This is a genomic window from Paraburkholderia sp. HD33-4, assembly GCF_021390635.1.
Lineage (GTDB): Bacteria > Pseudomonadota > Gammaproteobacteria > Burkholderiales > Burkholderiaceae > Paraburkholderia.
In genome coordinates this window covers 2,058,847-2,079,534 of the sequence record NZ_JAJEJS010000002.1, presented here as the reverse complement: position 1 = coordinate 2,079,534, position 20,688 = coordinate 2,058,847, and the positions used below count along the sequence as shown (strand labels likewise).

The following is a 20,688-nucleotide window of genomic DNA, read 5'->3' as shown; positions in this document are numbered from 1 at the left end:
AGCGGGTGTGGCGGTGACGATCGAAAGCATGAAAAGTGCTGGTCCGGTTGCGTGGGGTTGCATGTGCTTGCATGGATAAAGGCGCGCGGCGGGCGGCATCAGAAATTGATCATGGTCCGCACGCCGACGACGAACGTATTGCGCAGCGGCTGCGTCGGGTCGGTCGGGTTCTGGCCGGCGCCGGCGTTGAACGTGTATTGCGCGTCGGCCTGCAACTGCCACCACGGATTGACCTGGTACTGGTAGGTCGCTTCGAGCGCGGTTTCGCTGGTGCGCACGCCGTACGGGGGGCCGTTGAACGCCAGGAAATCCTTGTCGAGTCCGTTCACGTGATTGCCGACCTTGATGTAGGTCAGCGCGAGGCCGGCGCTGTCGTTGTCGCGGCCCTTGAACGGCGCCTTCAGCACGACGCCGAGGTTGGCCGCGACTTGCACGAGGTTGCGGTCGCCCGGCGCGCCCATCACGCGCGCGAATATGCCGAGGCTGCGCGCTTCGTCGGGGTCGGGGCGCCACACCATCTGGTCGGCGACCGCATAGAAGCTGTAGTTGCCGCTGTGACTCGCGGCAATGCCGTTCGAGGCCGGATTCGCGAGCGACAGACCCATGGTGTCGTAACGCTGATCGGCGAACTTGTTGGTGTTGTACCAGACGCCGATCTTGTAGGTGCCCGGCAGACCGCCGCCGCCCACGCCGACCATTTCACCCTCGGTCGGCTGGTTGATCGAATACTGCAGCTCGCCGATCCACAACGCGCCGTTATGCAGGTTGAAGTTCGTGCCGCTCATGTTGGTCGGGTCGTTGCCGAGCGGGTCGCCGGAGTACACGCCGGCGAGCGCGGTCAGCGACGGCGTGATCTGGCCGCGCACGCGCACGCCGAGACCCGCGAGCGGATAGGCCGGGCCGCCCGACGGCATGTCGTACGAGGGCAGCGCTGGCCAGCCGAACATCGTGTTGAGGAACAGGGCCGCATACGTGCTCGTGATGAATTCCTGGTCGAGACTCTGCTGACCGATCTTCACGTCGACGCGCTTGTTCAGGAACGACTGCTGATACCAGAGCTCCCACAGACGCGTCGCGTCGGCGGCTTCGATGCCGCTCGCCGTATTCAACGTGCCGAGCTTGTTCGCGCTCAGGTTCGCGCCGTGAATCTGCAGCGCGCTGACGTTGAAGAGGCCGCCCGGCAGACCGAACGCCTTTTGCGTGTCCATCTGCAAGGTGGCGGTGGTCAGGCCGTCGTAATCGGCGCCGCGCTCGAGACCGCCGCGCAGATTGGCCAGCACTTCGCTGGTTTCGGTCAGCGTGAAGGTCATGCCGTACTTGCCGAGCCACGGACGCAGGCCGCCCATGTCGCCGAGCAATTGCTGGCGGTTCCACAGGCCCGTCCACTGGTTGGTCTGGGTTGCCTGAATGTTCAGGTCGGCCTCGGGTGCTTCCGGGTTCGCATCGGGATTGGCTTCGGCCAGCGCCGTATGGGCGGTCAACGAGGCCCACGCGAAGGCCGTGCATAGTGCGACGCGCCGCATCGAGGGCAAACGCGTACGATGAGTTGCGCCGGTACGTGCAGAAGAGTCGCAAAAAGGACGCGCAGCGGCGCGCGGTCCAGTGAGTTGGGCGAACTTCATCGAAATCCTTATTAGTGTTGTGTCGACCGTTGCATCAATTTGCGACTGCCTGGCGCGAATTCGCGTGATGTCCCGGGATGCCAAAGCAGTTGATGGCGTGATCGTACGCAGGCGTATTGCGAGAGTCAACACAAATGAGAACGATTCTCATCAATATTACTGGTATGTAATCCACGGATTTACGGACTGCTCGTAAACTGTATGAAGGCGTAAATCAAAATTAATTAAAACGTAATCTAATCGTAGTGATGTAGTCAGACCGAACGTGTGAAAGCGCGAGTTGTCGAAGCGCACGAGTAGCCCCGAAAGTCAAAGTAAGGAGGTCGAAATGAGCAAGCGCATTCTTCTGGTTTCGTTGCTGGCGAGTGGCGGTCTGTTGCTGGGCGGCGCCGCGCACGCGCAGTTGAATCTGAAGCAGTTCGGCATCGGCGGGGGCGGTGATAGCGCGGCGGGTGCCGGTGCATCGTCGGGCGGGGTGTCGCAGTTGTTGCAGAGCTACGTGGGCGCGAACCAGCAGGTGCTGAGCGGGCAGTCGAGTCTCGCGTCGGCGATGGGCATGACGAGTGCGGCCGGTCAGGCGCAGCAAGCGGCCGGACTGCTCAGCGGCGGCACGCCGTCGGTCAGTCAGTTGACGCAGGTCGGCAATACGCAGCAGTCGCTGTCGCAGAAGCTGACCGATGCATTCGCGAGTCATGCAAGTGGCGGCGCATCCGCGACGCCGCTCAACAAGCAAGCGTTCACCGAGGGGCTGTCGTCGCTCGGCAAGGGCGTGAGCCAGTATTCGAGCTTGCAGTCGGGGCTCGGCAGCATCGGTCAGATGAGTCCGTCGTCGCTGCTGCAATCGGGTCTCAATCCGCAGACCGCGCAAAGCGCTTCGTATATTGCTCAGTCGGCGCCGGGGCAGTTGCAGTCGCTGATGTCGACGCTGAGCTCGGCCGTGCAGTTCGCGTCTAGCCACGGCATTACGGTGCCGTCGATCGCGACGTCGGCGTTGAAAGGCTTGTAGGCGCAGTTCCGCTTCACCACGCGCGGTCGACTCAGCGCCGAAAGCCGCTATGATCGCGTCGAACCCGCAACCCAACCGGAATTCCGCCGATGTCCCACTCCGTCAATCTGGAAAGCTACTTCGCCCGCATCGGCTATCAGGGCCCGCGCGCCGCCACGCTCGACGTGCTGCGGGCGATTCATCGGCTTCACCCCGCCGCGATCCCGTTCGAGAACCTGAACCCGCTGACACGCCGGCCCGTCAGGCTCGAGCTCGAAGCCGTCGAACGCAAGCTCGTGACCGCAAAACGTGGCGGCTACTGCTTCGAGCAGAACACTCTGTTCGCGAACGTGCTGATGCAACTCGGCTTCAAGGTCACGCCGATGCTCGCGCGCGTCGTGTGGGGCCGCGAGCCTGGCACGATCTCGCCGCGTACGCACATGGTGCTGCGCGTCGATATCGACGGCGCCGAATGGATCGCCGACGTCGGCTTCGGCGGCGTGACGCTGACCGCGCCGCTGCGCCTGACCGCCGGGCTTGCGCAGCCGATTCCTCTCGGCACGTTCCGCTTCGCCAATGCGGGGCACGACACCGTCTATCTCGAGGTGCTGGCGCCGGACGAGAGCTGGACACGCGTTTATCACGTCGATCTGCGCGCAGTCGAGTGGGTCGACTATGAAACCTCGAACTGGTACACGTCGACCTCGCCGGATTCGATCTTCGTGAGTAACCTGCTGGCGTGCCGCGTGTTGCCCGAGGCGCGCGTCGCCCTCTTCAACGATCAGTTCAACGAGCGTGACGCGCAAGGGCAGATCGTCGACGAACGACGTCTCGCGAGCGCCGCCGAACTCGCCGACTGTCTGCGTGAGCGTTTCGGCGTGAACCTGGAGGACATCGATATCGCCGACGTGTTCGAGCGCGTGCGCACGCGCGAGCAGACCACATAAGCCGTGCGCATCAGGGAGCCGCGATGGTCGCGCGTCTGATCCTGCAATCGCTGGCGTGGCTGGCGTTCATGGCCGTGCTGCTGTTCGGCGCGGCCGGCACGCTCGCGTGGCCGGCCGCGTGGTGGTATCTGCTCGAACTGGCGGTATTGAGTTTGTGGCTCGGCTTGTGGCTTGCGCGTCATGATCCCGCGTTGCTCGCGGAGCGGCTCGCGCCGTTCGTGCAGGCGCAGCAGAGCCGCTGGGATCGTGTGTTCATGGTCGCGATCGGAGCCGCGTGGTGCGGCTGGCTGATCCTGATGGGTTTCGACGCGATGCGGTTTCGCTGGTCCGCGCCGCTGCCGTTGTGGCTGATGGGCTTAGGCGCGCTGTGCGTGTTCCTGTGCATCTTCATGTGCCGCTTCGTGTTTCGCGCGAACAGCTATGCCGCGCCGGTGGTCAAGATCCAGGCGAGCCGCGGACACAAGGTCGCCGACACCGGTCCTTACGCGTATGTCCGTCATCCGATGTACGCGGCCGCGCTGGTGTTCTTCGTCGGCACGCCGCTGATGCTCGGCTCGTGGTGGGGGCTCGTGGCACTGCCCGTGATGGCGTACGGCATGGGGTGGCGCGCGGTGCGCGAGGAGCGGCTGCTGGCCGGGCAGCTCGACGGCTACACGCAATACATGGCTCGTGTGCGTTACCGTTTCGTGCCGTACATCTGGTAGCGCGTCCCAGTGGTCTCGCCGCGGTCGAACCGGGTAAGATTGGGCCCGGCCGCCGGAGAACCGGCCACGGTGTACCCCAGGTACCACCGGCGAACCACCGATGAGGTTTGGAGTGAAAACAACTACACAGGCGCACAAGACACCCGCCGCACAGGCCGAGCAGAATCAGGATTCCGCCGAACGCGAGCGCGAGCGCGACCGCGACACGCCGGTCAAGGCGATGCCCGCCTACGAGCAGATCAAACGCTACGTGCTTCAGCGCATCGGCGAAGGCGCATGGAAGCCGGGCGGGTTGATCCCTTCCGAAACGGAGCTGGTCAAGGAGTTTGGCGTCGCGCGCATGACGGTGTCGCGGGCGCTGCGCGAGCTGACAGCCGAGCGCGTGCTCACGCGTGTGCAAGGGTCGGGCACCTTCGTCGCGCCGCAGCGGTATGAATCGACGGTGCTGGAGATCCGCAATATCGCCGATGAAATCGCCGCGCGCGGTCATCGTCATTCGGCACGCGTGCTGACGCTCGAACCGAGCGACGACGCCGATGCGCTCGAAGCGCTCGGTCTCGCGAGCGGTCCCGCGTTTCATTCGTGCATCGTGCACAGCGAGGAGGGCGAGCCGATCCAGTACGAGGACCGCTTCGTCAATCCCAAAGTGTTCCCCGAATACCTGCAGCAAGACTTCTCGGTCGAAACGCCGAATCACTACATGGTGCGGCTCGCACCGGTGCAGCGCGCCGAGTTTCGCATCTATGCGCAAAAGCCCGACGCCTATGTGAGGCGTCATCTGATGATGGATATCGGCGAACCGTGTCTGCTGCTGTGGCGGCGCACGTGGGTCGGCGAGAACGTCGCGACGTCGGTGCGGCTATGGCATCCGGCGTCGCGGTTTCATCTGGCCGGCACCGTGTAGCGTTTTCTTGCAGCGCGCTTCAGCCCTGGCGCTGCGACGTATTCGGCGAAAAGCGGCAACCGAGCCGGTAGCGCGAACCCGGATGCACGAAGCGCGCGAACGTCACCGCGACGCCGTTCGTCCACGTGCGGCGCGTGAGCGTCAGGCAGGGTTCCTCGGCGTGGATTTCGAGCAGCTCGGCTTCGGCGGGCGTCGGCAGCGCCGCGTCGACCACGTGTTCGAGATCGTGCATCGGCACCACCGTCAGCAGATACTCGGAAGGCTTCAGCGCCGAAAAATCGTGCTGCAGAAAATCCGGCGCGACGGCCGGATTCACATAGCGATCTTCGAGCTGCACCGGCAGGCCGTTCTCGCGATGCACGCAAATCACATGAAACACCGAAGCGCCCGGCGCCAGCCCCAATGCGTTCGACACCGTGACCGACGCGGTCTCGCGCTGCAACAGCGCCATGTCGCAGCGATACGCGTGGCCGCGCGAGCGGATCTCGTCGCCGATATGGGCGATCATCAATAGCGTGGATTGCGGCTTGTTCGGCGCGACGAAAGTGCCGACGCCCGAAACGCGCGTGACGAGCCCCGCATCGGCGAGTTCGCGCAGCGCGCGGTTGACCGTCATCCGCGATACGCCGAGCGTCGCGACGAGGTCGAGCTCCGAAGGCAAGCGGTCGCCCGCCTGGCGCTCGCCCGAGTCGATGATCTGACGGATGTGCTGCTTGACCTGCTCGTAGCGTGCGGCGGGCACGTCGTCGCCGCCGCGCGCGGTTTTGGCGGTGGCGCTGCTCGCGCCGGCGGAGGATTTGCCGTGAGGCTTGTGGCGAACGGTGGTGCTCATAGCGGCTGGGTGTCGTCGGGGCCGCGCGTCCAGAACGCATTGCGGTCGAAATAGTTTTGCAGAAACTGCCGCAGACGCGGCTGCGCGGCATCGTGAAACACCTCGCGCGGTTTGCCCTGCACGGCGATGCGGCCTTGATCGATGAACACGACTTTGTCGGCGACCTGCGCGGCGAAGCCCATTTCATGCGTGACCACGGCCATTGTCATACCGTCGCGCGCGAGCTGCTTCATCACCTGCAGCACCTCGCCGACGAGTTCCGGATCGAGCGCCGAAGTCGGTTCGTCGAACAGCATGATGTGCGGCTCCATCGCGAGCGCGCGCGCAATCGCCACGCGCTGCTGCTGACCGCCCGACAGCTTCGCCGGATACGCGTCGCCCTTGTGCGCGAGGCCGACCGTCTCCAGCATCGCGTTCGCGCGGCGGCGCGCTTCGTCGTGCGACAGGCGCCGCACGCGCAGCAGCGCTTCCATCACATTGCCGAGCGCGGTCATGTGCGGCCACAGGTTGAACTGCTGGAACACCATGCCGACGTTGCGGCGCACGCGGTTGATTTCGCCATGCGACGCGCGCACGCGTTTGCCGTTGCGCTCGGTATAGCCGAGCAGTTCGCCTTCGATGCGCACGTCACCGTGATCGTAGGTTTCGAGCGCGGCGAGGCAGCGCAGCAGCGTGCTCTTGCCCGAGCCCGACGGCCCGATGATGCAGACCACTTCCGAGCGCGCGATCTCGAGATCGACGCCGCGCAGCACCTCGACGTCGCCGAAGCGTTTGCGCAGATCGCGTACTTCGATCAGCGGCGCTGCATTCGCTGCGTTTGCCGTGGCGCTGGCGGACGGCGCGGCGGATTGCGCGGAGGAGGGCATGTCGGCGATAGCGTTCATAGGTGTTCCGGAATCATGCCATGAAGCGTGCGAGGCGGGCTTCGGCCCACATGCCCGCGCGCGAGGTCAGTTCGACCAGCGCGAGGTAGCACACGCACAGCACCAGCAGGGTTTCGACGAAAGCGAAGGTGGCCGAGCCGATGCCGGTCAGCACGAAGGTCAGTTCGGGCACGGTGACGATCGACAGCACGGCCGTCTCCTTGCTCAGCACGATGATCAGATTGGTCAGCGCGGGCACGATCAACACCAGCATCTGCGGCGCCTGGATGCGCAGGATCGCCTGCCAGCGTGTGAGTCCGAGGCACGAGGCCGCTTCGAGATGACCTTTGGGCACGGATTGGAAGCCGGAGCGGAACGCCTCGGCGAAATACGCGCTGCCGTAGAGACCGAGGCCGACGATGCCGGCCGTCATCGGTTCGAGCGTGAGACCAATCGACGGGCCGGCGTAGTACAGCAGAAACAGCTGCACGAGAAACGGCGTGCCGCGCAGCAGTTCAATGTAGACGCGTAACACGGCGCGCAGCCAGCGTCCGCAGAACAGTTGCAGCACCGCGATCAGGAAGCCAATCACGAGACCGATCGCGACGCCCGCGGCCCAGGAGCCGAGCGTCGTCGCGAGGCCGGCGGCGATCGGCTGCAGGTTGTGCGTGATGACGGTCGGGTCGAACGTTTGCATGGCGAGGTTCGTTTAAACGTGAGTCGATTCAGGCGTGCTGCAAACGGTGCTCGGCCGCATGCGCGACCAGCGCGAGCGAACCGCAGATCACGAAGTAGATGAGCCCGGCCGCGACATACGCTTCGAGCGGCCGGTAAGTGCTCGCGGCGATGTTCTGCGCGGTGCGCGTCAACTCGGCGACGCCGACCACCGAGATCAGCGACGACGCCTTGATCAGCAGCACCATTTCGTTGACGAGCGACGGCAGCGTCAAACGGAATGCTTGTGGCACCAGAATGCGCCGCAGCGTATCGAGCGGGGACAGCCCAAGCATGCGCGCGGCTTCGAGATGTCCGGGCGGAATGCTCAGAAAACCGCCGCGCAGAATTTCGGCGATATACGAGGCCGAGCACAACGACACCGCGCTGATCGCGGCGACGATCGGCGACACGTTGATGCCGGCGAACGGTAGCAGGTAGTACACGAGCAGCAACTGCACGAGCATCGGCACGCCGCGAAAGAAGAACACGTAGGCGCCGCCTGCGAGCCGTGCGGCGCGATGCTGCGACAGCCGCGCGGTGCACACGCCAATGCCGACGAAGAAGCCGATCACGAGTCCCGTCAGCGAAATGCCGACGGTGGCGAGCGCCGCGTGCAGCAGCAGCGGCAGGCCCTGAAGGAAGACGGTCGTGTTGAACATGGATCGCGGCCGAAGGAACGGGAGGGGCGACGCGCGCGGCGCTACGCTACGGCGAAACCATTGCGCGACGCGTGACGCCCACGTTAGAGACGCTCAGTAATTCGGCGTGGGCATCGTCGCAGGCATCTCCATCGCGACACCGAACCACTTCTTCTGCAACGCGGCGAGGCGTCCATCCTTCTGCATCTTCACGAGCGCGGCGTTGAACGCGTCGGCGAGCGGCTTGCTGTCGGCGTCCTTACGCAACGCATACGCGAAGTACACCTTCGCGCCGAATGGCGGCTGGACGACCGCGAACATTTCGGGGCGCTGTTTCGCGACGTACGCGATGTTGGTCATCGAGTTCGCGACCGCGGCGATGCGGCCCGCCGCAAGGTCGGCGTACGCCTGATTGTTGTCGACATACTCGCGGATTTCAGGCTGCTTCGGCAGCGTGGCCGCGTAGCTCTTCAACTGGTCGAGCTGCGCGGTGCCCTTGCCCGCGCCGACCGTCTTGCCGGCGATATCCGACGATTGCTTGAACGACGCATCGTTCGCGCGCTTGAGCAGCGCGTCGGTTGCATCGGCGACGGGCAGCGTGTACGTGTAGCGCTCCATGCGCGCCTTGGTGACCGTCAGCGGGCCGCCGACCATATCGAACTTGCCCGCTTCGAGACCGGGCAGCACGCTCGGCCACGGCAGATCGATGAAGCGCACCTTGACGCCGATTTCCTTGCCGATCTCCGCGAACAGGTCCTTGTTGAAGCCGGCCTGCTGACCGTTCTCGAGGAAGTCGAATGGCGCGAACTGCATTTCGGTGCCGACCACCAGTTCGCCGGCTTTCTTCACTTTGGCGAGCTGGTCTTCGGCGTGCGCGGCGACGCTTGCCGCGCACAGCGCCAGCATGACCAGACGACATTTCCAGCCTGCAAGGATACGCATGGGATTCTCCGGGGGCGAATTGGTGTTGGGTTGCCGGCGCGTTGAAGTCTTCGTTCTGGACCCGCCGCGCAGCTCGCGCGTTGCGGGTCCTGCTGGGCAGTATATACCGCGTTTCCGGCGAAAAATAAATGCTCGCGTGAGTAGAGAAAAGCCCTTATATCGAGGTGCGCGAAGCAACTTGCAGCGACGCTTTTGGCGGTATATACCACTGCAATACCGACCCTCGAAGGAGCAGCGCGATGCCCGTGACCCGCATTCCGATCATCGATCTAGCCGGCGTGCGCGCGGGCGATCAGCAGGCGCTGCGACGCGTCGCGAAGGAAATTCATGAAGCGTGTACGACGATCGGATTTTTCTACATCGTCAATCACGGCGTGCCGCAAGCGACGATCGACGCCGCCGCGCAGGCCGCGCGCAGCTTTTTCGCGTTTCCGGTCGACACGAAACGCCGCGCGGCGGTCAATCATCGGCATCGCGGCTTCAATGCGCTGGGCGACGCGACGATGTACCAGGCGAAGCGGCCCGATTACAAGGAGTTCTTCAGCATCGGCCTCGAACTGCCGGAAGACGATCCCGACGTGCTGGCGGGGCAAGCGCTGCGTGGGCCGAATAACTGGCCGGACTTCATGCCCGGGTTGCGACCGGTGCTGTACGACTATTACGACGCGGTCGGCGCGTGCGGCGCCGATCTGCTGCGCGCGATCGCGGTGAGTCTTGGCGTCGAAGAAAATTTCTTCGCGCCGCGCTACACGAAGCGGATGCAGCGCACGCAAATGGTCTACTACCCGCCGCAGCCGCCGCAATCGGATGAAGATCAGTTCGGCGTCGCGCCGCATACCGACTATGGCTGCATCACCTTGCTGTGGCAGGATCAGGTCGGCGGCCTGCAGGTGCGGGAAATCGCCAACGATACGTGGGTCGAGGCGCCGCCCGTCGAAGGCAGCTTCGTCGTGAACGTCGGCGATCTGCTCGCGCGCTGGACCAACGACCGCTTCCGCTCGACGCTGCATCGCGTGATCAATGCATCGGGGCGCGAGCGCTATTCGATTGCGACGTTCTACGATCCGACCTATGGCGCGCTCGTCGATCCGCGTGAGCTCGGCGCGAGCGACGCGCAAAGCAAATATCAGCCGGTCGCCGCGGGCGACTATATCCTCGGCCGCATCAACGATTCGATGGGCTATCGCAAGAAACTCGCCGCTACGGCACAGTAAGGAACTCCTGCATGACAGAGCAGAGCGTCACTGAAGACAAGACGACCCAGACCGCGAGCGCGAGCGCGCCGCTCGCCGCGACACTCGAGGCCTTGCGCGCCGCGCTCGGCGCAGACGCGGTGCGCGTCGGCGAACAGATCGGCGAACGCGCGATGACCGACTGGACGCGGCACGAGCCGACGCGTCCGGCGGCGCTGCTGCTGCCGCGCACGACCGACGAAGTATCGCGTGCGCTCGCGATCTGCCACGCCGCGCATCAGGCGGTGGTGCCGCAAGGCGGCATGACCGGACTCGCCGGCGGCGCGATCGCGCGCGCCAACGATATCGCGTTGTCGCTCGAACGCCTGAGCGGTGTCGAAGAACTCGACGCAGCGTCGGCCACACTGACCGTGCGTGCCGGCACCACGTTGCAGACGGCGCAGGAAGCCGCCGAGGAAGCGGGTTTCGAGCTCGCGCTCGATCTCGGCGCGCGCGGCTCATGCCAGATCGGCGGCAATCTCGCGACCAACGCGGGCGGCAATCGGGTGATCCAGTCCGGCACCGCGCGCGACCAGGTGCTCGGTCTCGAAGTGGTGCTCGCGAATGGCGACGTGCTCAGCTCGCTCGGCAAGATGGTCAAGAACAACACCGGCTATGACCTGAAGCACTGGTTCATCGGTTCGGAGGGCACGCTCGGCGTGATCACGCGCGCGGTGCTGCGACTGCATCCGCGGCGCGCGGCGCGACATACGGCGCTCGTCGCGCTCGACGATTACGATGCCGCGGTGAGCCTGTTGCGGCGTCTGGCGACGCGCTTCGGCAACGACATCGGCGCGTTCGAGATCATGTGGCCGGACTTCTACGATTTCGGCGTGAAGCTGACCGGCGCGCGCTCGCCGTTCGACGCCGCGCATCCGCTGTATGCGTTGATCGAACACGCAGGCTTCGATGCCGACGACGCAGGCGAGCGCTTCGCGCAAGCGCTGACCGATGCGCTGGAGGCGGGCGCGCTTCGCGACGCGGTGATCGCGCAGTCGGTTGCCGACGCGCGCGCGCTATGGGCGATCCGCGAGTGCACCGCGGAGTTTCCGATCAAGCTCGATCCGATCAACTTCGACGTGAGTCTGCCGATCGGCGAGATCGGCAGGTTCGTCGACCGTTGCCGCGCGGCGCTCGATCAGCGCTGGCCCGGCAACGAAGCGTATTTCTTCGGGCATATCGGCGATTCGAATCTGCATCTGACCGTCGATGGCCATTCGGTCCCCGGCGTCGATCATCACGCGGTCTATGCGTTCGTCTACGAGATGCTGGGGCCGTTGCGCGGGTCGGTGTCGGCGGAGCATGGCATCGGTTCGCTCAAGCGCGAGTTCCTGCCGATTTCACGCTCGCCGGCCGAGCTTGCCGCGATGGTCGCGATCAAGCATGCGCTCGATCCGCACGGCATTCTGAATCCGGGCAAGCTGTTTTGAGGCTGACGAGGCGGCGCGTGCGCCGCCCGAGCCGTCAATGCGCGGCGATCGGATCGAGCCCGGTCGCACGAACCGTTTCCTGCGCGGCCGGCGACGCCAGATAATCGAGCAGCGCCTTCGCTTCCCGCGGATGCGGCGCGTTGACCGGAATCCCCGCGGCGAAGCGCGTGACCGATTGCACCGACTCCGGAATCTTGCCGACGAAGGTCGCGCCCTTGACCGGCAGCAACTCGCTGACCTGCTGGAAGCCGATTTCATACTCGCCGCTCGCGACGACCGAGGCGACCGGGATCTTCGGCACCATCTTCGCTTTCGGGCCGACCTGATCTTCGATGCCGAGCCGCTTGAACATCTCGCGCTGGATATAGACGCCGCTCGCGCTATCCGAGTAGGCGATCGACTTCGCATGCAGCAGCGCGTCCTTCAGGCCTTCGACGGTGCTGATATCGGGCTTCGGCGCGCCGTCGCGCACGACCATGCCGATGCGCGAATCCGCGAGTTCCACGCGTGAATCGGGAATGACCTTGCCCTGCTTGATCAGATCGTCGAGCGCATAGCCGACCATGATCACGACGTCAGCCGACTCGCCGCGCGCGAGCCGGTTCGGAATCGCTTCGGGCGATTGACCCATCGAGGGCCCAAGGATCGTATCGAGCGTGTTGCCGGTCGACGCGGCGAACTGCGGCCCGAGCGTTTTATACGCGGCGGTGAAGCCGCCCGAGGTCATTACGTGAAGTTCGGCTGCCTGTACTTGCGTGGCGGCGACGCCGTTGCCGAGCAGTCCGGCGGTGAACAAGGCCAGAAAGAATTTTTTCATCGGTATGGTGGGAGAGGGCAAAGGGGATCGGTACGCAACCGCAACCATACCGGAACGGCCGCGCAACGAGAACCCGCCACGCGCAGATAACGCGTGGCGCATCGGCACTGCCGCGTCGTCAGTGCGCGTTCAGATAGCTGACGATCAGCGGATAAACATCGACCGCCGCGTTCTTGCCGAACATGCAGTCGATATGCCCATAGCCCGGAATCAGATGCCGCTCGTACGGCTGCTCGGGGAAGCGCTCGCGCAGCAGATCGTAAGTGCGCGCGGTGCTGACCGGCAGATAGGTCTCGTTCTTCTCGCCGTGAATGAAGCCGATCGGCAGACGCATGCCTTCGAGTCCTCGCATACCGTCCGCGCCGCTCAGATACACGTCGTCGCCGCGCGCATCGACGACCTTGCCCGCGCGCACCATCGTGGCCAGATGCTGGAACACCTCCATGTCGTGAATGCCGAACAGTTCCTGCAGGTTTGCATGCAGTGTCTCGTTCAGCTTGTCATGCTCATAGAGCAGGCCATACAGGAACGTCGCGCGATGACAGATCGGATTGCCGCAGCCCTCGCCGTGATCGAGCGGATAGAGACGCAGCGCTTCGTCGAGCAGGTTCCCGGGCCACGAATCTTCCTGCGTATAGGCGGTGAGGTCGCGGATGCGCAGATGCTGCATCAGGTCGGGAACATGCAAGCCGGCCTTGATCCGTTGCAAGGTGCCCGGCACCGGATGTGCGGACACCTGAGAAATCACGGCCGAGCGCACGCCTTCGAGTCCGGATAGCAGCGACATGCTGAGCGAGAGGCCGCCCAGGCAGTGGCCGAGTACCTGAATGTCCGCCGCGCCGGTCAGCTCGCGAATCTTCGCGACCGCGGCGGGGATGTCTTCGCGCGCGACCTTGTCGACGTTGGTTGGCACGAGCACGCTCGGCAGTTCGATGCTGACGCGCAGATCGACGAGCCATACGTCGTAGCCCGACGCGTACAGATATTCGACGAGGTTGGTCGGTATCAGATCGGTCGAGAAGATGCGGCTCGAAACGCCCGAGCCGTGGATCAGCAGGATCGGTTTCGAATCTTTGCCCGCGGCCGGATCGAAGTAGCGCGTGAGCTTGAGCCGCGTGCGGTCGGGTGTATCGAAGTAGGTGATCTGCGGCGCCGGCGCGCGTAGCGTGCGTTTCGCGCGCGGCGGCGTATACGGATCGTGGAACTGCAGCGGCGCGGCCACCCCGCCGTATTCGGTGAACAGCACGCCGGCGAAGAACTTGCCGAACTTCAGCGTCCATTCGAGGCGCGTCTTCAGGTCGGGCGCGTGCGTGACTTCGAGCGTGCGCTGCTGCTTCAGGAAGTTTTCGGGTGTGATGATCAGCGTCGCGGTGCCGACGACGGGCGCATCGTCCTGCGCCGACGCGCGAATCTCCGCATACAGCGTGTTGGTCTGCTCCCACAGATTGATCGGCGACGTGCGCGTGATGATCTTCTTGCCGGTCAGATACCACGTGTTGCCTTCGGCCGCGTCGAGCGTCATCCGGTAGTTCATGTTGCGCTCGTCGACGTCGGACTGGTCGACGACGAACAGGTTGAACGTGCCGTCGCTGATCGTCAGCGGTTGCGCGGACAGCGCGGGGCAGGTCAGCGTGCCGGCGGTGCGCGCGAGGTGATCCGGGTTGCTCAGCATGTCGGCGAGATCGTCGGACTCGACCGTCAGCGTGAATTCGATCGGGCTCTTCGCGGCTTCGCCGGCCACGCTGGGCGTGTAGGTGCCGACCATCGTCTCCGTGAAGCGCAGGCCGATCTTCTGCGCGGGCGGCGCGGCGGCGGTGCCCTTCGACGCGTAATCGATCGTCCAGCCGTGCGCTTTGGCCAGCAGCGCGCAATTGCGTTCGGCGAGCGCGGAGATGGTCAGCAGTGGATTGACGCCGAGCGACATCGGCATCACCGCGCCGTCCATTACGTAGAGGCCGTCGTGCACCGCGGCGCCGGCCGTGCCGCTGAATACTCGGCCCTGATGATCGACTACCCCATGCCCGGCGTCCTCGCCCATGCCGCAGCCGCCGAGCGGATGCACGGTCACGGTGCGCCGGCCGGCGATCTTCGTCGAAATCGGGTTGCGCAGATATTTCCCGCCGAGCGGTTTGGTCGCCTCGATCAGCACGCCCTCGATGCTCTGGAAGATCGGCTGGCGTCCGGCGTTTTTCCAGACGATGCGCGCGCGGCCTTTGTCGCCGACCGTAATGCGGCCGTCTTCGTCGTCGTGCGCCATCACGAGATAGCTTTGCGTGTGATTGAGCGCGCCGTGGTACGGGCCGCGGATCAGGCTTTCGATCGCGCGCGCGTCGTAGGCCATGCGCTCCAGTAGCGACGGTGGCCCGGCCGGATCCACGCCTTCGAGCGGCGCGACCGAGCCGAGCATGCCGACGAGCGCCTCGCCGACCGCGCCGGCCAGCGAGCCTTCCTCGATCACATAGCCCTTCCTGACGTCTTTCTCGTCGGCGCGATTGTCGATCAGGCCGGTGATGGTCGGCCCGACCGGCGGAATCTGCCCCGGCTTGTGCTCGCCCCAGCCGACGCCGTTGATCGGGTCCTTCGTGTTGTACGCGAATGAGAGCACGTCGCCGTTGCCGGTGAAGTGCTGGCCGAGCATCTCCGAGGTGCTGAGGCCCGCGTCGTGCGAGCGCAGCAGCAGCGCGCTCGAGCCGATCGTGCCCGCCGCGACGATCACGATATCGGCCAGCACGAACAGATCGGGCGCGTCGAAGCTTTCGCGGCCTAGCTTCACGAGCTGGAAGTTGACTTTCCATTGCTGCGTGTCGGGATCGCGCAGCACCGAATGCACGGCCGTGCCGGTGAAAATCTGCGCGCCGTGGGCGACCGCATCGGGCAGATAGTTCATGTGGGTCGAGTTCTTCGCGTCGTAGTTGCAACCGGAGTTGCAATCGCCACAACCGACGCAGCGCTGCTGCTCGACGCCCGCCGCGTTCGGACCGTCCTTGAACGTGACCGTGATCGGCGGACGGCTGAAGCGGTCGGCCATGTTGAGCGCCTGCGCCGATTTTTCGAGCGCCTGCAGCTTCGGCAGCGGCGGGAAATCGTCGGGCACCGGCGACGGCGACAGCATCTGCCGGGCGAGCGCATAGCCGTCGTCGCGTCCGGCTTTGTCCGCGCGCAGCGCGGCCGGCCAGCGCGGGTCGTCCCACAGGCGCGGATCGGCCTCGAGCGCGACGTTCGCATTGATCAGCGACGTGCCGCCGAGCCCGCAGCCCACCACCGCGTTGACGTCCTCGTTCACGTGCACTTCGAGCAGTGCCAGAGGCGAACCGATCTGTGCCTCGGCCGTGTTGTACTGGATCTGCTCGACGCCCTGCACGGGCGTGCGCGGAAACTCGCCGGCCATGAATTCGCGGCCGCGCTCGAGCACGCACACGCGCTGGCCAGCGCGCGCCATGCGGCTCGCGGCGATCGCGCCGCCGTAGCCCGAGCCAATCACGACCACCTCGTAATGCCGTTGCAGCGCCGTCGGCGCGCTCGATAAGCGGTTCATCAGGACCACCTCGTCTGGAATCGGATGCGAAGAAAGGAAGCGCGACTTCGGAACAAAGACGGCGTGCTGCGACAGCTTTTTTATCGTAGGCGGAATATCGCCGCAAAAAAAGCGGGCGTAAAAAAAGCGCGCCGTGAAGGGCGCGCCGAGGTCGTAGCGTGCGAGGTTCAGGGCGGCATGGCCGGCCGGCCGTCGCCGGGTGTACCCGGCCGCTCGGACATGCGCTCTTGCCACGCTTCTTATGTGGCCTGTTGGTTGTCCGAATTATTAGGCGGCCACTTCATTGCATTCGCTCTCGCTCGATTCCGCCGCGAGCAGATTGAGCGCAACCAGAATCGCCGCGCGATTGTCGACGTCGATCTCGATGCCGAGCGCATCGGTGAGCCAGCGGCCGATCTTGGTGTTGGAAAATTCCTCGGCGCCGGCCGTCTTTTTCATAGTGATGCCGAGTTTGACGGCGCGATAGTGATAGGAGGGCACCCGATGCTGAGCCGCGACCGCCGAAAGCCCGCCTTTGCCCTCCGAGCACCAGCCGAGGCTGCCGGCCAGCACGATCCGCTCGGGTTCGTCGAGCCCTTCGATGAACTCGCGCGCCGCGCGCCGTACGCACTCTTCATCGAGGCCATATTGCAGCAGCACGCTTTGCACCGGGTCTTCGAGCGCATGCGCGTGCAGATCGATTTCCTGCGCGACGCCCTCGGTCTCCATCGACACGTTGCGCTGATGGGAAGCGCTGCGCAGGCAGTCGATCAGATATCGGCGGAAATACGCGCACACCGCGTAGCTGTTGGACGGCGCGCTGTCGGCGCACGCGTTCGTTTCGGTGTGGCCGGGCGCGAGGCGCAGCACCTTCGCATAGATGAACTGGGCGACCAGCTCTTCCTTGTCCTCGCCGAGCGCCTGCAGTTCGAGGGGGTGGTAGGTCCGCAACGCGCGCTTGACCAGTTCGACCATCGACACCATTTCGTCCGCTGAGAGCCGGGTGCGCCTGCGCCACAGTTCGGGCAGGATTGCGTCGTCGAGTTGGCGGGCGAACTCGTAGCTCGGGACTGCGCCCATGGAAACCTCCGTCACGGTTGGCAGGGAGCGCGGCGGCCCGCGGTGCGTGGGCCGCGAAGCGAGGGAAGGTGGCTGAAATGCCGCGCTGAAACGTGAATGCAGTATGGTTCGCGACAATGCCTTCGCCTATATGGATTAAGTGTTAGCTGATGGGTAAACTCCCGGGTAAACCTTCTGACGGATTGCTGACGATTCGTCTGAAGAGTCGATATTCCCCGTAGAATGAACCGCGCGGGCGGCGCGTCTGGTCGCCCGGGTCGATCCGCGGTTTCCCCGGAGCGCTTGCTCCGATCGACAGAGGAGACCGCCCCATGCGGGCCGACCCGATCCAGCGTGCCATCGACGAAGACCTCGTGCGGGTGCTCTACGCGCAGGATCCGATCGCGTTCTTTTCGCACTGGTTTTCGATCGCGGTGCTGGTGGCGATCTACTGGCCGCATGTGCCGGCGCCACCGCTGTTTATCGCGTGCTTTTCTTTCTATGCGCTCGCCAATTGCGCGGGCCTCGGGCTGTGGATCTGCAATCGCCGCTATCCGCAACTGGTCTCGCCGCGCGACTGGATCTATCTGCACGCGCTGCGCGGCGTACTGCTTTACAGCGGGCCGGGCTTCGCGGTGTGGTTCGCGTTCCAGAGTCCGCAGACCGATCTGCCGCTATTGCATACGGTGATGCTGGTGACGCTCGCGGCCGGCGTGTTCATGTCGAACGGATTCGATTTCCTCAATTTTTCGACGTCGATACCGTTTCTGCTGCTGCCGTCGATCGTGCTGCATTTCGGCTCGCACACCTTCGATCGCACGATTCTCGCGATCGTGCTCGCGTTCTTCTTCTGCGCGATCAATGTCTACGCGATGAGCTATCGCAAGCTGTTTCGCCAGGTCGTGCAGGCGCGTGTCGATCAGCAATACCTGGCGGAATCGCTGGCCGCGCAAAAGCGCGTCGCCGAAGAAGCGAGCCTCGCGAAGACGCGCTTTTTCGCGGCGGCAAGCCACGATCTGCGCCAGCCGCTGCATGCGATCGGCCTGCTCGCGGCATCGCTGAACGACCCGGCGGCGACGCCCGCGCAGCACGCGAAGACGGCCGGGCACATCGTCTACAACGTCGAGGCGCTCAATCAGCTGTTCAACCAGGTGCTCGATCTCGCCCGGCTCGAAAGCGGCGTCACTCAGGTGATCCGGCTGCACTTCCGGCTCTCCGAGCTGTTCGAGCGGGTCGGTAGCCAGTATCGTCCGCAGGCCGCGGCGAAAGGGCTCGCGCTGCGCATCGCGCCGACTTCGATGGTCGTCTACGACGATCCGGTGCTGCTCGAACGCGTGCTGAGCAATCTGCTGTCGAACGCGGTGCGCTATACCGAGCAAGGCGCGATCTGGCTCGGCTTCCGACGTGCGGGGCGACTGAAGGGCGGCTATATCGAAGTGCGCGATTCGGGCGTCGGCATCGCGCCGCAAGAGCACGAGCGCATTTTCGAGGAGTTTTACCAGGTGGAGAATCCGCAGCGCGACGCGCGCCAGGGGCACGGGCTCGGGCTGCCGACCGTCAGGCGGCTCGTCGGCCTGCTCGGCGGCGAGTTGCAGCTGCGCTCGGCGCCTGGGCGCGGCTCGGTGTTCCGCTTTGCGGTGCAGGCGGGCGACGCGAGCGGCATCGTCGCGAGTCTGAACGATTCGGTCGCGGGCGGCCCGGCCGCGCAGGGGCGGCGCGTGCTGTGCATCGACGACGAGCCGTCGATCCTCGAAGGCCTCGCGAGTCTGCTCGAACGCTGGGGCTGCGACGTGCGCGGCGCGCGCGACGAAGCCGGCGCGCTCGCCGCGCTCGCGGAAGGCTTCGTGCCCGACGCCGTGCTGTGCGACTACCAGCTCGCCAATCACCGCACCGGCGCGCAAGCGCTGAGCGCGATGCGCGGTGCGCTCGCGCGCCAGGGGCACGGCAATGTGGTGACGCTGCTGATCACCGGTGATATGGCATCGCCGGAGCTGGCGGCGCTCGCGTTGCAGGGGATTCCGGTGTTGCACAAACCGGTGACGCCGGCGCGCTTGCGGCGCACGCTGGAAATGCTGTGGCAGCAGGCGGAGCTCGACAAGGGGCGGCCGGCGGGCGCGCTGGTGTTGGGGGAAGGGGGCGAAGAGGCGGACCGGGCGCCGTCGTCCGTGGCGGCCGGATCGCCGCAGACTGCGCCGCAAACCGAAGCGGGCTCAGGGGCGCAAAGCGAAACGCAGTCCTAGAGGCGGGAACATAGACGGGTTGGCCCGCGGTGATGCAGACCGACGCCGGCCGACAAGCGACGACAAGCGACGACAAGCGACGACAAGCGACGACAAGCGACGACAAGCGACGACAAGCGACGACAAGCGACGACAAGCGACGACAAGCGACGACAAGCGACGGCGCGGCGCCAGGGAATGCGCTACAACGTCTTGCCCGCCTCCAGCCATCCATTGATCACCGCGATCGCGGTCGACCGGTTGTGCACGCCGAGCGCCCGAAAGATCACCGACAGATGTACTTTCACCGTGCCTTCGGCGACGCCGAGCTCACGCGCGATCATCTTGTTGGTCCAGCCGCGATGCACGAGCCGCATGATGTCCTGCTGACGTGGTGACAGGTTCTCCAGCAGATGCTGCTGGTGCGGCTGCAGCGACGGCACCTGGGTGACCGGCTCGGTCTGTGCGACGGTGCCGGGACCCGCCGCGCGGGTGGCTTGCGCGGCGCCGCTCGGGGGCGGCACACCCGCCGATCCACCCGCGTCGGCCTCCACGCATCCGGCCGCCTGCGTCTCGCGCGAGCCGAGCAGACTGAGCGCCTCCATCGGCACATAAGCGCCGCCGGACAGCACCAGTTCGATCGCCTTCAGCATCACGCTGGCGGGCTGGCGCTTCGGCACGAAGCCGAGCGCGCCGGCCGCGAGCACCGCGCGCATCTCGTCGGGCGATTCCTCCGCGGACAGCACTACGACCGGCAGCGCCGGATTCGCCTTCAGCAGCGATTCGAGCGAGGTCGCGCCGCTCATGCCCGGCATATGCAGATCGACGATCGCCAGATCGTGATTCGCGTCGGGGCGCGCGGCGGTTGCAAGGGTTTCCCAGCTGTCGGCTTCGTCGAACTGGGCGTCGGGATCAAAGCCACGCAGCATGCCTTTGACGCCTTGCCGGATCAGTTCATGGTCGTCGGCTACAAGAAACTTCATGATGTCTCCGCGAGTCGAGCCTGTCCGTTGAGGGCTGCCGCCGTTGCACATTTCGCCGTAGCGGGGTGCGCACTTGCAGCGTAATTAACTGCGGTACTCATGACACGCATCATGGCCGGTCTTCCGCGCTTCTTGGTCGATACTCGGGACGCCGGACGAGCCGATCCGATTGCCGTTTCTCGATGCCGCGATTCGTGCTGCTTTTTACTCCGCGGTGGTAACCGAAATCATCGCCTCGGTTCTCGCCGCATGAAGTGTCGCACTTACCGCCGCATCCGGC

17 protein-coding genes are annotated in these 20,688 nt (G+C 65.1%); 7 read left to right on the top strand and 10 right to left on the bottom strand.

Annotated features, from left to right (window positions below; genetic code table 11):
* Positions 1-98 precede the first annotated feature (98 nt).
* Entirely contained in the window at positions 99-1,622 is a 1,524-nt protein-coding gene (locus L0U84_RS29425; RefSeq protein WP_233855518.1) for a carbohydrate porin, read from the bottom strand.
* A gap of 328 nt (positions 1,623-1,950) precedes the next feature.
* Here L0U84_RS29425 and L0U84_RS29420 point away from each other — a divergent pair, with 328 nt between their 5' ends.
* The 4 genes from L0U84_RS29420 (at position 1,951) to hutC (L0U84_RS29405) (ending at position 5,162) form a co-directional block, all read left to right on the top strand.
* Positions 1,951-2,628 carry a hypothetical protein gene (locus tag L0U84_RS29420; protein WP_233855516.1) on the top strand — a complete coding sequence of 226 codons (678 nt, stop codon included), beginning with the start codon at positions 1,951-1,953 and terminating at the stop codon, positions 2,626-2,628.
* An 89-nt stretch (positions 2,629-2,717) separates the two neighbouring features.
* Entirely contained in the window at positions 2,718-3,554 is an 837-nt protein-coding gene (locus L0U84_RS29415) for an arylamine N-acetyltransferase family protein (protein ID WP_233855514.1), read from the top strand.
* 23 nt (positions 3,555-3,577) lie between these two features.
* Entirely contained in the window at positions 3,578-4,258 is a 681-nt protein-coding gene (locus tag L0U84_RS29410; protein ID WP_233855512.1) for a methyltransferase family protein, read from the top strand.
* A gap of 112 nt (positions 4,259-4,370) precedes the next feature.
* A complete protein-coding gene (hutC, locus tag L0U84_RS29405; protein ID WP_233855511.1) occupies positions 4,371-5,162 on the top strand; it encodes a histidine utilization repressor in 792 nt (263 codons plus the stop codon).
* A gap of 19 nt (positions 5,163-5,181) precedes the next feature.
* Here the strand turns inward: hutC (L0U84_RS29405) and hutC (L0U84_RS29400) are convergent, their stop codons facing one another.
* The 5 genes from hutC (L0U84_RS29400) to L0U84_RS29380 all read right to left on the bottom strand — a co-directional run bounded on the left by hutC (L0U84_RS29400) (position 5,182) and on the right by L0U84_RS29380 (position 9,154).
* On the bottom strand, positions 5,182-5,994 hold the full coding sequence (gene hutC, locus L0U84_RS29400; RefSeq protein WP_233855509.1) for a histidine utilization repressor: 813 nt from the start codon (positions 5,992-5,994) through the stop codon (positions 5,182-5,184).
* Positions 5,991-6,878, bottom strand: coding sequence for an amino acid ABC transporter ATP-binding protein (locus L0U84_RS29395; RefSeq protein ID WP_326491210.1), 888 nt, complete (start codon positions 6,876-6,878; stop codon positions 5,991-5,993). The genes hutC (L0U84_RS29400) and L0U84_RS29395 overlap by 4 nt, the downstream gene beginning before the upstream one ends.
* Positions 6,879-6,891: 13 nt before the next feature.
* Entirely contained in the window at positions 6,892-7,554 is a 663-nt protein-coding gene (locus L0U84_RS29390) for an amino acid ABC transporter permease (RefSeq protein WP_129960903.1), read from the bottom strand.
* A 28-nt stretch (positions 7,555-7,582) separates the two neighbouring features.
* On the bottom strand, positions 7,583-8,233 hold the full coding sequence (locus L0U84_RS29385) for an amino acid ABC transporter permease (protein WP_233855507.1): 651 nt from the start codon (positions 8,231-8,233) through the stop codon (positions 7,583-7,585).
* A 93-nt stretch (positions 8,234-8,326) separates the two neighbouring features.
* Entirely contained in the window at positions 8,327-9,154 is an 828-nt protein-coding gene (locus L0U84_RS29380; protein ID WP_233855505.1) for a transporter substrate-binding domain-containing protein, read from the bottom strand.
* A 239-nt stretch (positions 9,155-9,393) separates the two neighbouring features.
* Here L0U84_RS29380 and L0U84_RS29375 point away from each other — a divergent pair, with 239 nt between their 5' ends.
* Positions 9,394-10,368, top strand: coding sequence for an isopenicillin N synthase family dioxygenase (locus L0U84_RS29375; RefSeq protein ID WP_233855503.1), 975 nt, complete (start codon positions 9,394-9,396; stop codon positions 10,366-10,368).
* An 11-nt stretch (positions 10,369-10,379) separates the two neighbouring features.
* Positions 10,380-11,816, top strand: coding sequence for an FAD-binding oxidoreductase (locus L0U84_RS29370; RefSeq protein WP_233855501.1), 1,437 nt, complete (start codon positions 10,380-10,382; stop codon positions 11,814-11,816).
* A 34-nt stretch (positions 11,817-11,850) separates the two neighbouring features.
* On the opposite strand, the gene L0U84_RS29365 is transcribed toward L0U84_RS29370, so the two are convergent.
* The 3 genes from L0U84_RS29365 to L0U84_RS29355 form a co-directional block, all read right to left on the bottom strand.
* On the bottom strand, positions 11,851-12,633 hold the full coding sequence (locus tag L0U84_RS29365) for a substrate-binding domain-containing protein (RefSeq protein ID WP_233855499.1): 783 nt from the start codon (positions 12,631-12,633) through the stop codon (positions 11,851-11,853).
* Between the two features lie 118 nt (positions 12,634-12,751).
* Positions 12,752-16,168, bottom strand: a complete 3,417-nt coding sequence (locus L0U84_RS29360) for a GMC family oxidoreductase (RefSeq protein WP_233855497.1) — start codon at positions 16,166-16,168, stop codon at positions 12,752-12,754.
* Positions 16,169-16,435: 267 nt separating this feature from the next.
* On the bottom strand, positions 16,436-17,227 hold the full coding sequence (locus tag L0U84_RS29355; RefSeq protein ID WP_233855496.1) for a hypothetical protein: 792 nt from the start codon (positions 17,225-17,227) through the stop codon (positions 16,436-16,438).
* Between the two features lie 311 nt (positions 17,228-17,538).
* Between L0U84_RS29355 and L0U84_RS29350 the strand changes: the two genes are divergently transcribed.
* Positions 17,539-19,446 (top strand): hybrid sensor histidine kinase/response regulator, encoded by a 1,908-nt coding sequence (locus L0U84_RS29350; RefSeq protein ID WP_233855494.1) that lies wholly within the window; start codon positions 17,539-17,541, stop codon positions 19,444-19,446.
* A gap of 182 nt (positions 19,447-19,628) precedes the next feature.
* Here the strand turns inward: L0U84_RS29350 and L0U84_RS29345 are convergent, their stop codons facing one another.
* Positions 19,629-20,408, bottom strand: coding sequence for a response regulator transcription factor (locus tag L0U84_RS29345; protein ID WP_233855492.1), 780 nt, complete (start codon positions 20,406-20,408; stop codon positions 19,629-19,631).
* Between the last annotated feature and the right edge of the window lie 280 nt (positions 20,409-20,688).

Excerpts from the sequence above, each read along its gene's own strand:
- L0U84_RS29425 (WP_233855518.1), bottom strand. The coding sequence starts at position 1,622 with ATGAAGTTCGCCCAACTCACTGGACCGCGCGCCGCTGCGCGTCCTTTT.
- L0U84_RS29420 (WP_233855516.1), top strand. The coding sequence starts at position 1,951 with ATGAGCAAGCGCATTCTTCTGGTTTCGTTGCTGGCGAGTGGCGGTCTG.
- L0U84_RS29415 (WP_233855514.1), top strand. The coding sequence starts at position 2,718 with ATGTCCCACTCCGTCAATCTGGAAAGCTACTTCGCCCGCATCGGCTAT.
- L0U84_RS29410 (WP_233855512.1), top strand. The coding sequence starts at position 3,578 with ATGGTCGCGCGTCTGATCCTGCAATCGCTGGCGTGGCTGGCGTTCATG.
- hutC (WP_233855509.1), bottom strand. The coding sequence starts at position 5,994 with ATGAGCACCACCGTTCGCCACAAGCCTCACGGCAAATCCTCCGCCGGC.
- L0U84_RS29395 (WP_326491210.1), bottom strand. The coding sequence starts at position 6,878 with ATGAACGCTATCGCCGACATGCCCTCCTCCGCGCAATCCGCCGCGCCG.
- L0U84_RS29390 (WP_129960903.1), bottom strand. The coding sequence starts at position 7,554 with ATGCAAACGTTCGACCCGACCGTCATCACGCACAACCTGCAGCCGATC.
- L0U84_RS29385 (WP_233855507.1), bottom strand. The coding sequence starts at position 8,233 with ATGTTCAACACGACCGTCTTCCTTCAGGGCCTGCCGCTGCTGCTGCAC.
- L0U84_RS29380 (WP_233855505.1), bottom strand. The coding sequence starts at position 9,154 with ATGCGTATCCTTGCAGGCTGGAAATGTCGTCTGGTCATGCTGGCGCTG.
- L0U84_RS29375 (WP_233855503.1), top strand. The coding sequence starts at position 9,394 with ATGCCCGTGACCCGCATTCCGATCATCGATCTAGCCGGCGTGCGCGCG.
- L0U84_RS29370 (WP_233855501.1), top strand. The coding sequence starts at position 10,380 with ATGACAGAGCAGAGCGTCACTGAAGACAAGACGACCCAGACCGCGAGC.
- L0U84_RS29365 (WP_233855499.1), bottom strand. The coding sequence starts at position 12,633 with ATGAAAAAATTCTTTCTGGCCTTGTTCACCGCCGGACTGCTCGGCAAC.
- L0U84_RS29360 (WP_233855497.1), bottom strand. The coding sequence starts at position 16,168 with ATGAACCGCTTATCGAGCGCGCCGACGGCGCTGCAACGGCATTACGAG.
- L0U84_RS29355 (WP_233855496.1), bottom strand. The coding sequence starts at position 17,227 with ATGGGCGCAGTCCCGAGCTACGAGTTCGCCCGCCAACTCGACGACGCA.
- L0U84_RS29350 (WP_233855494.1), top strand. The coding sequence starts at position 17,539 with ATGCGGGCCGACCCGATCCAGCGTGCCATCGACGAAGACCTCGTGCGG.
- L0U84_RS29345 (WP_233855492.1), bottom strand. The coding sequence starts at position 20,408 with ATGAAGTTTCTTGTAGCCGACGACCATGAACTGATCCGGCAAGGCGTC.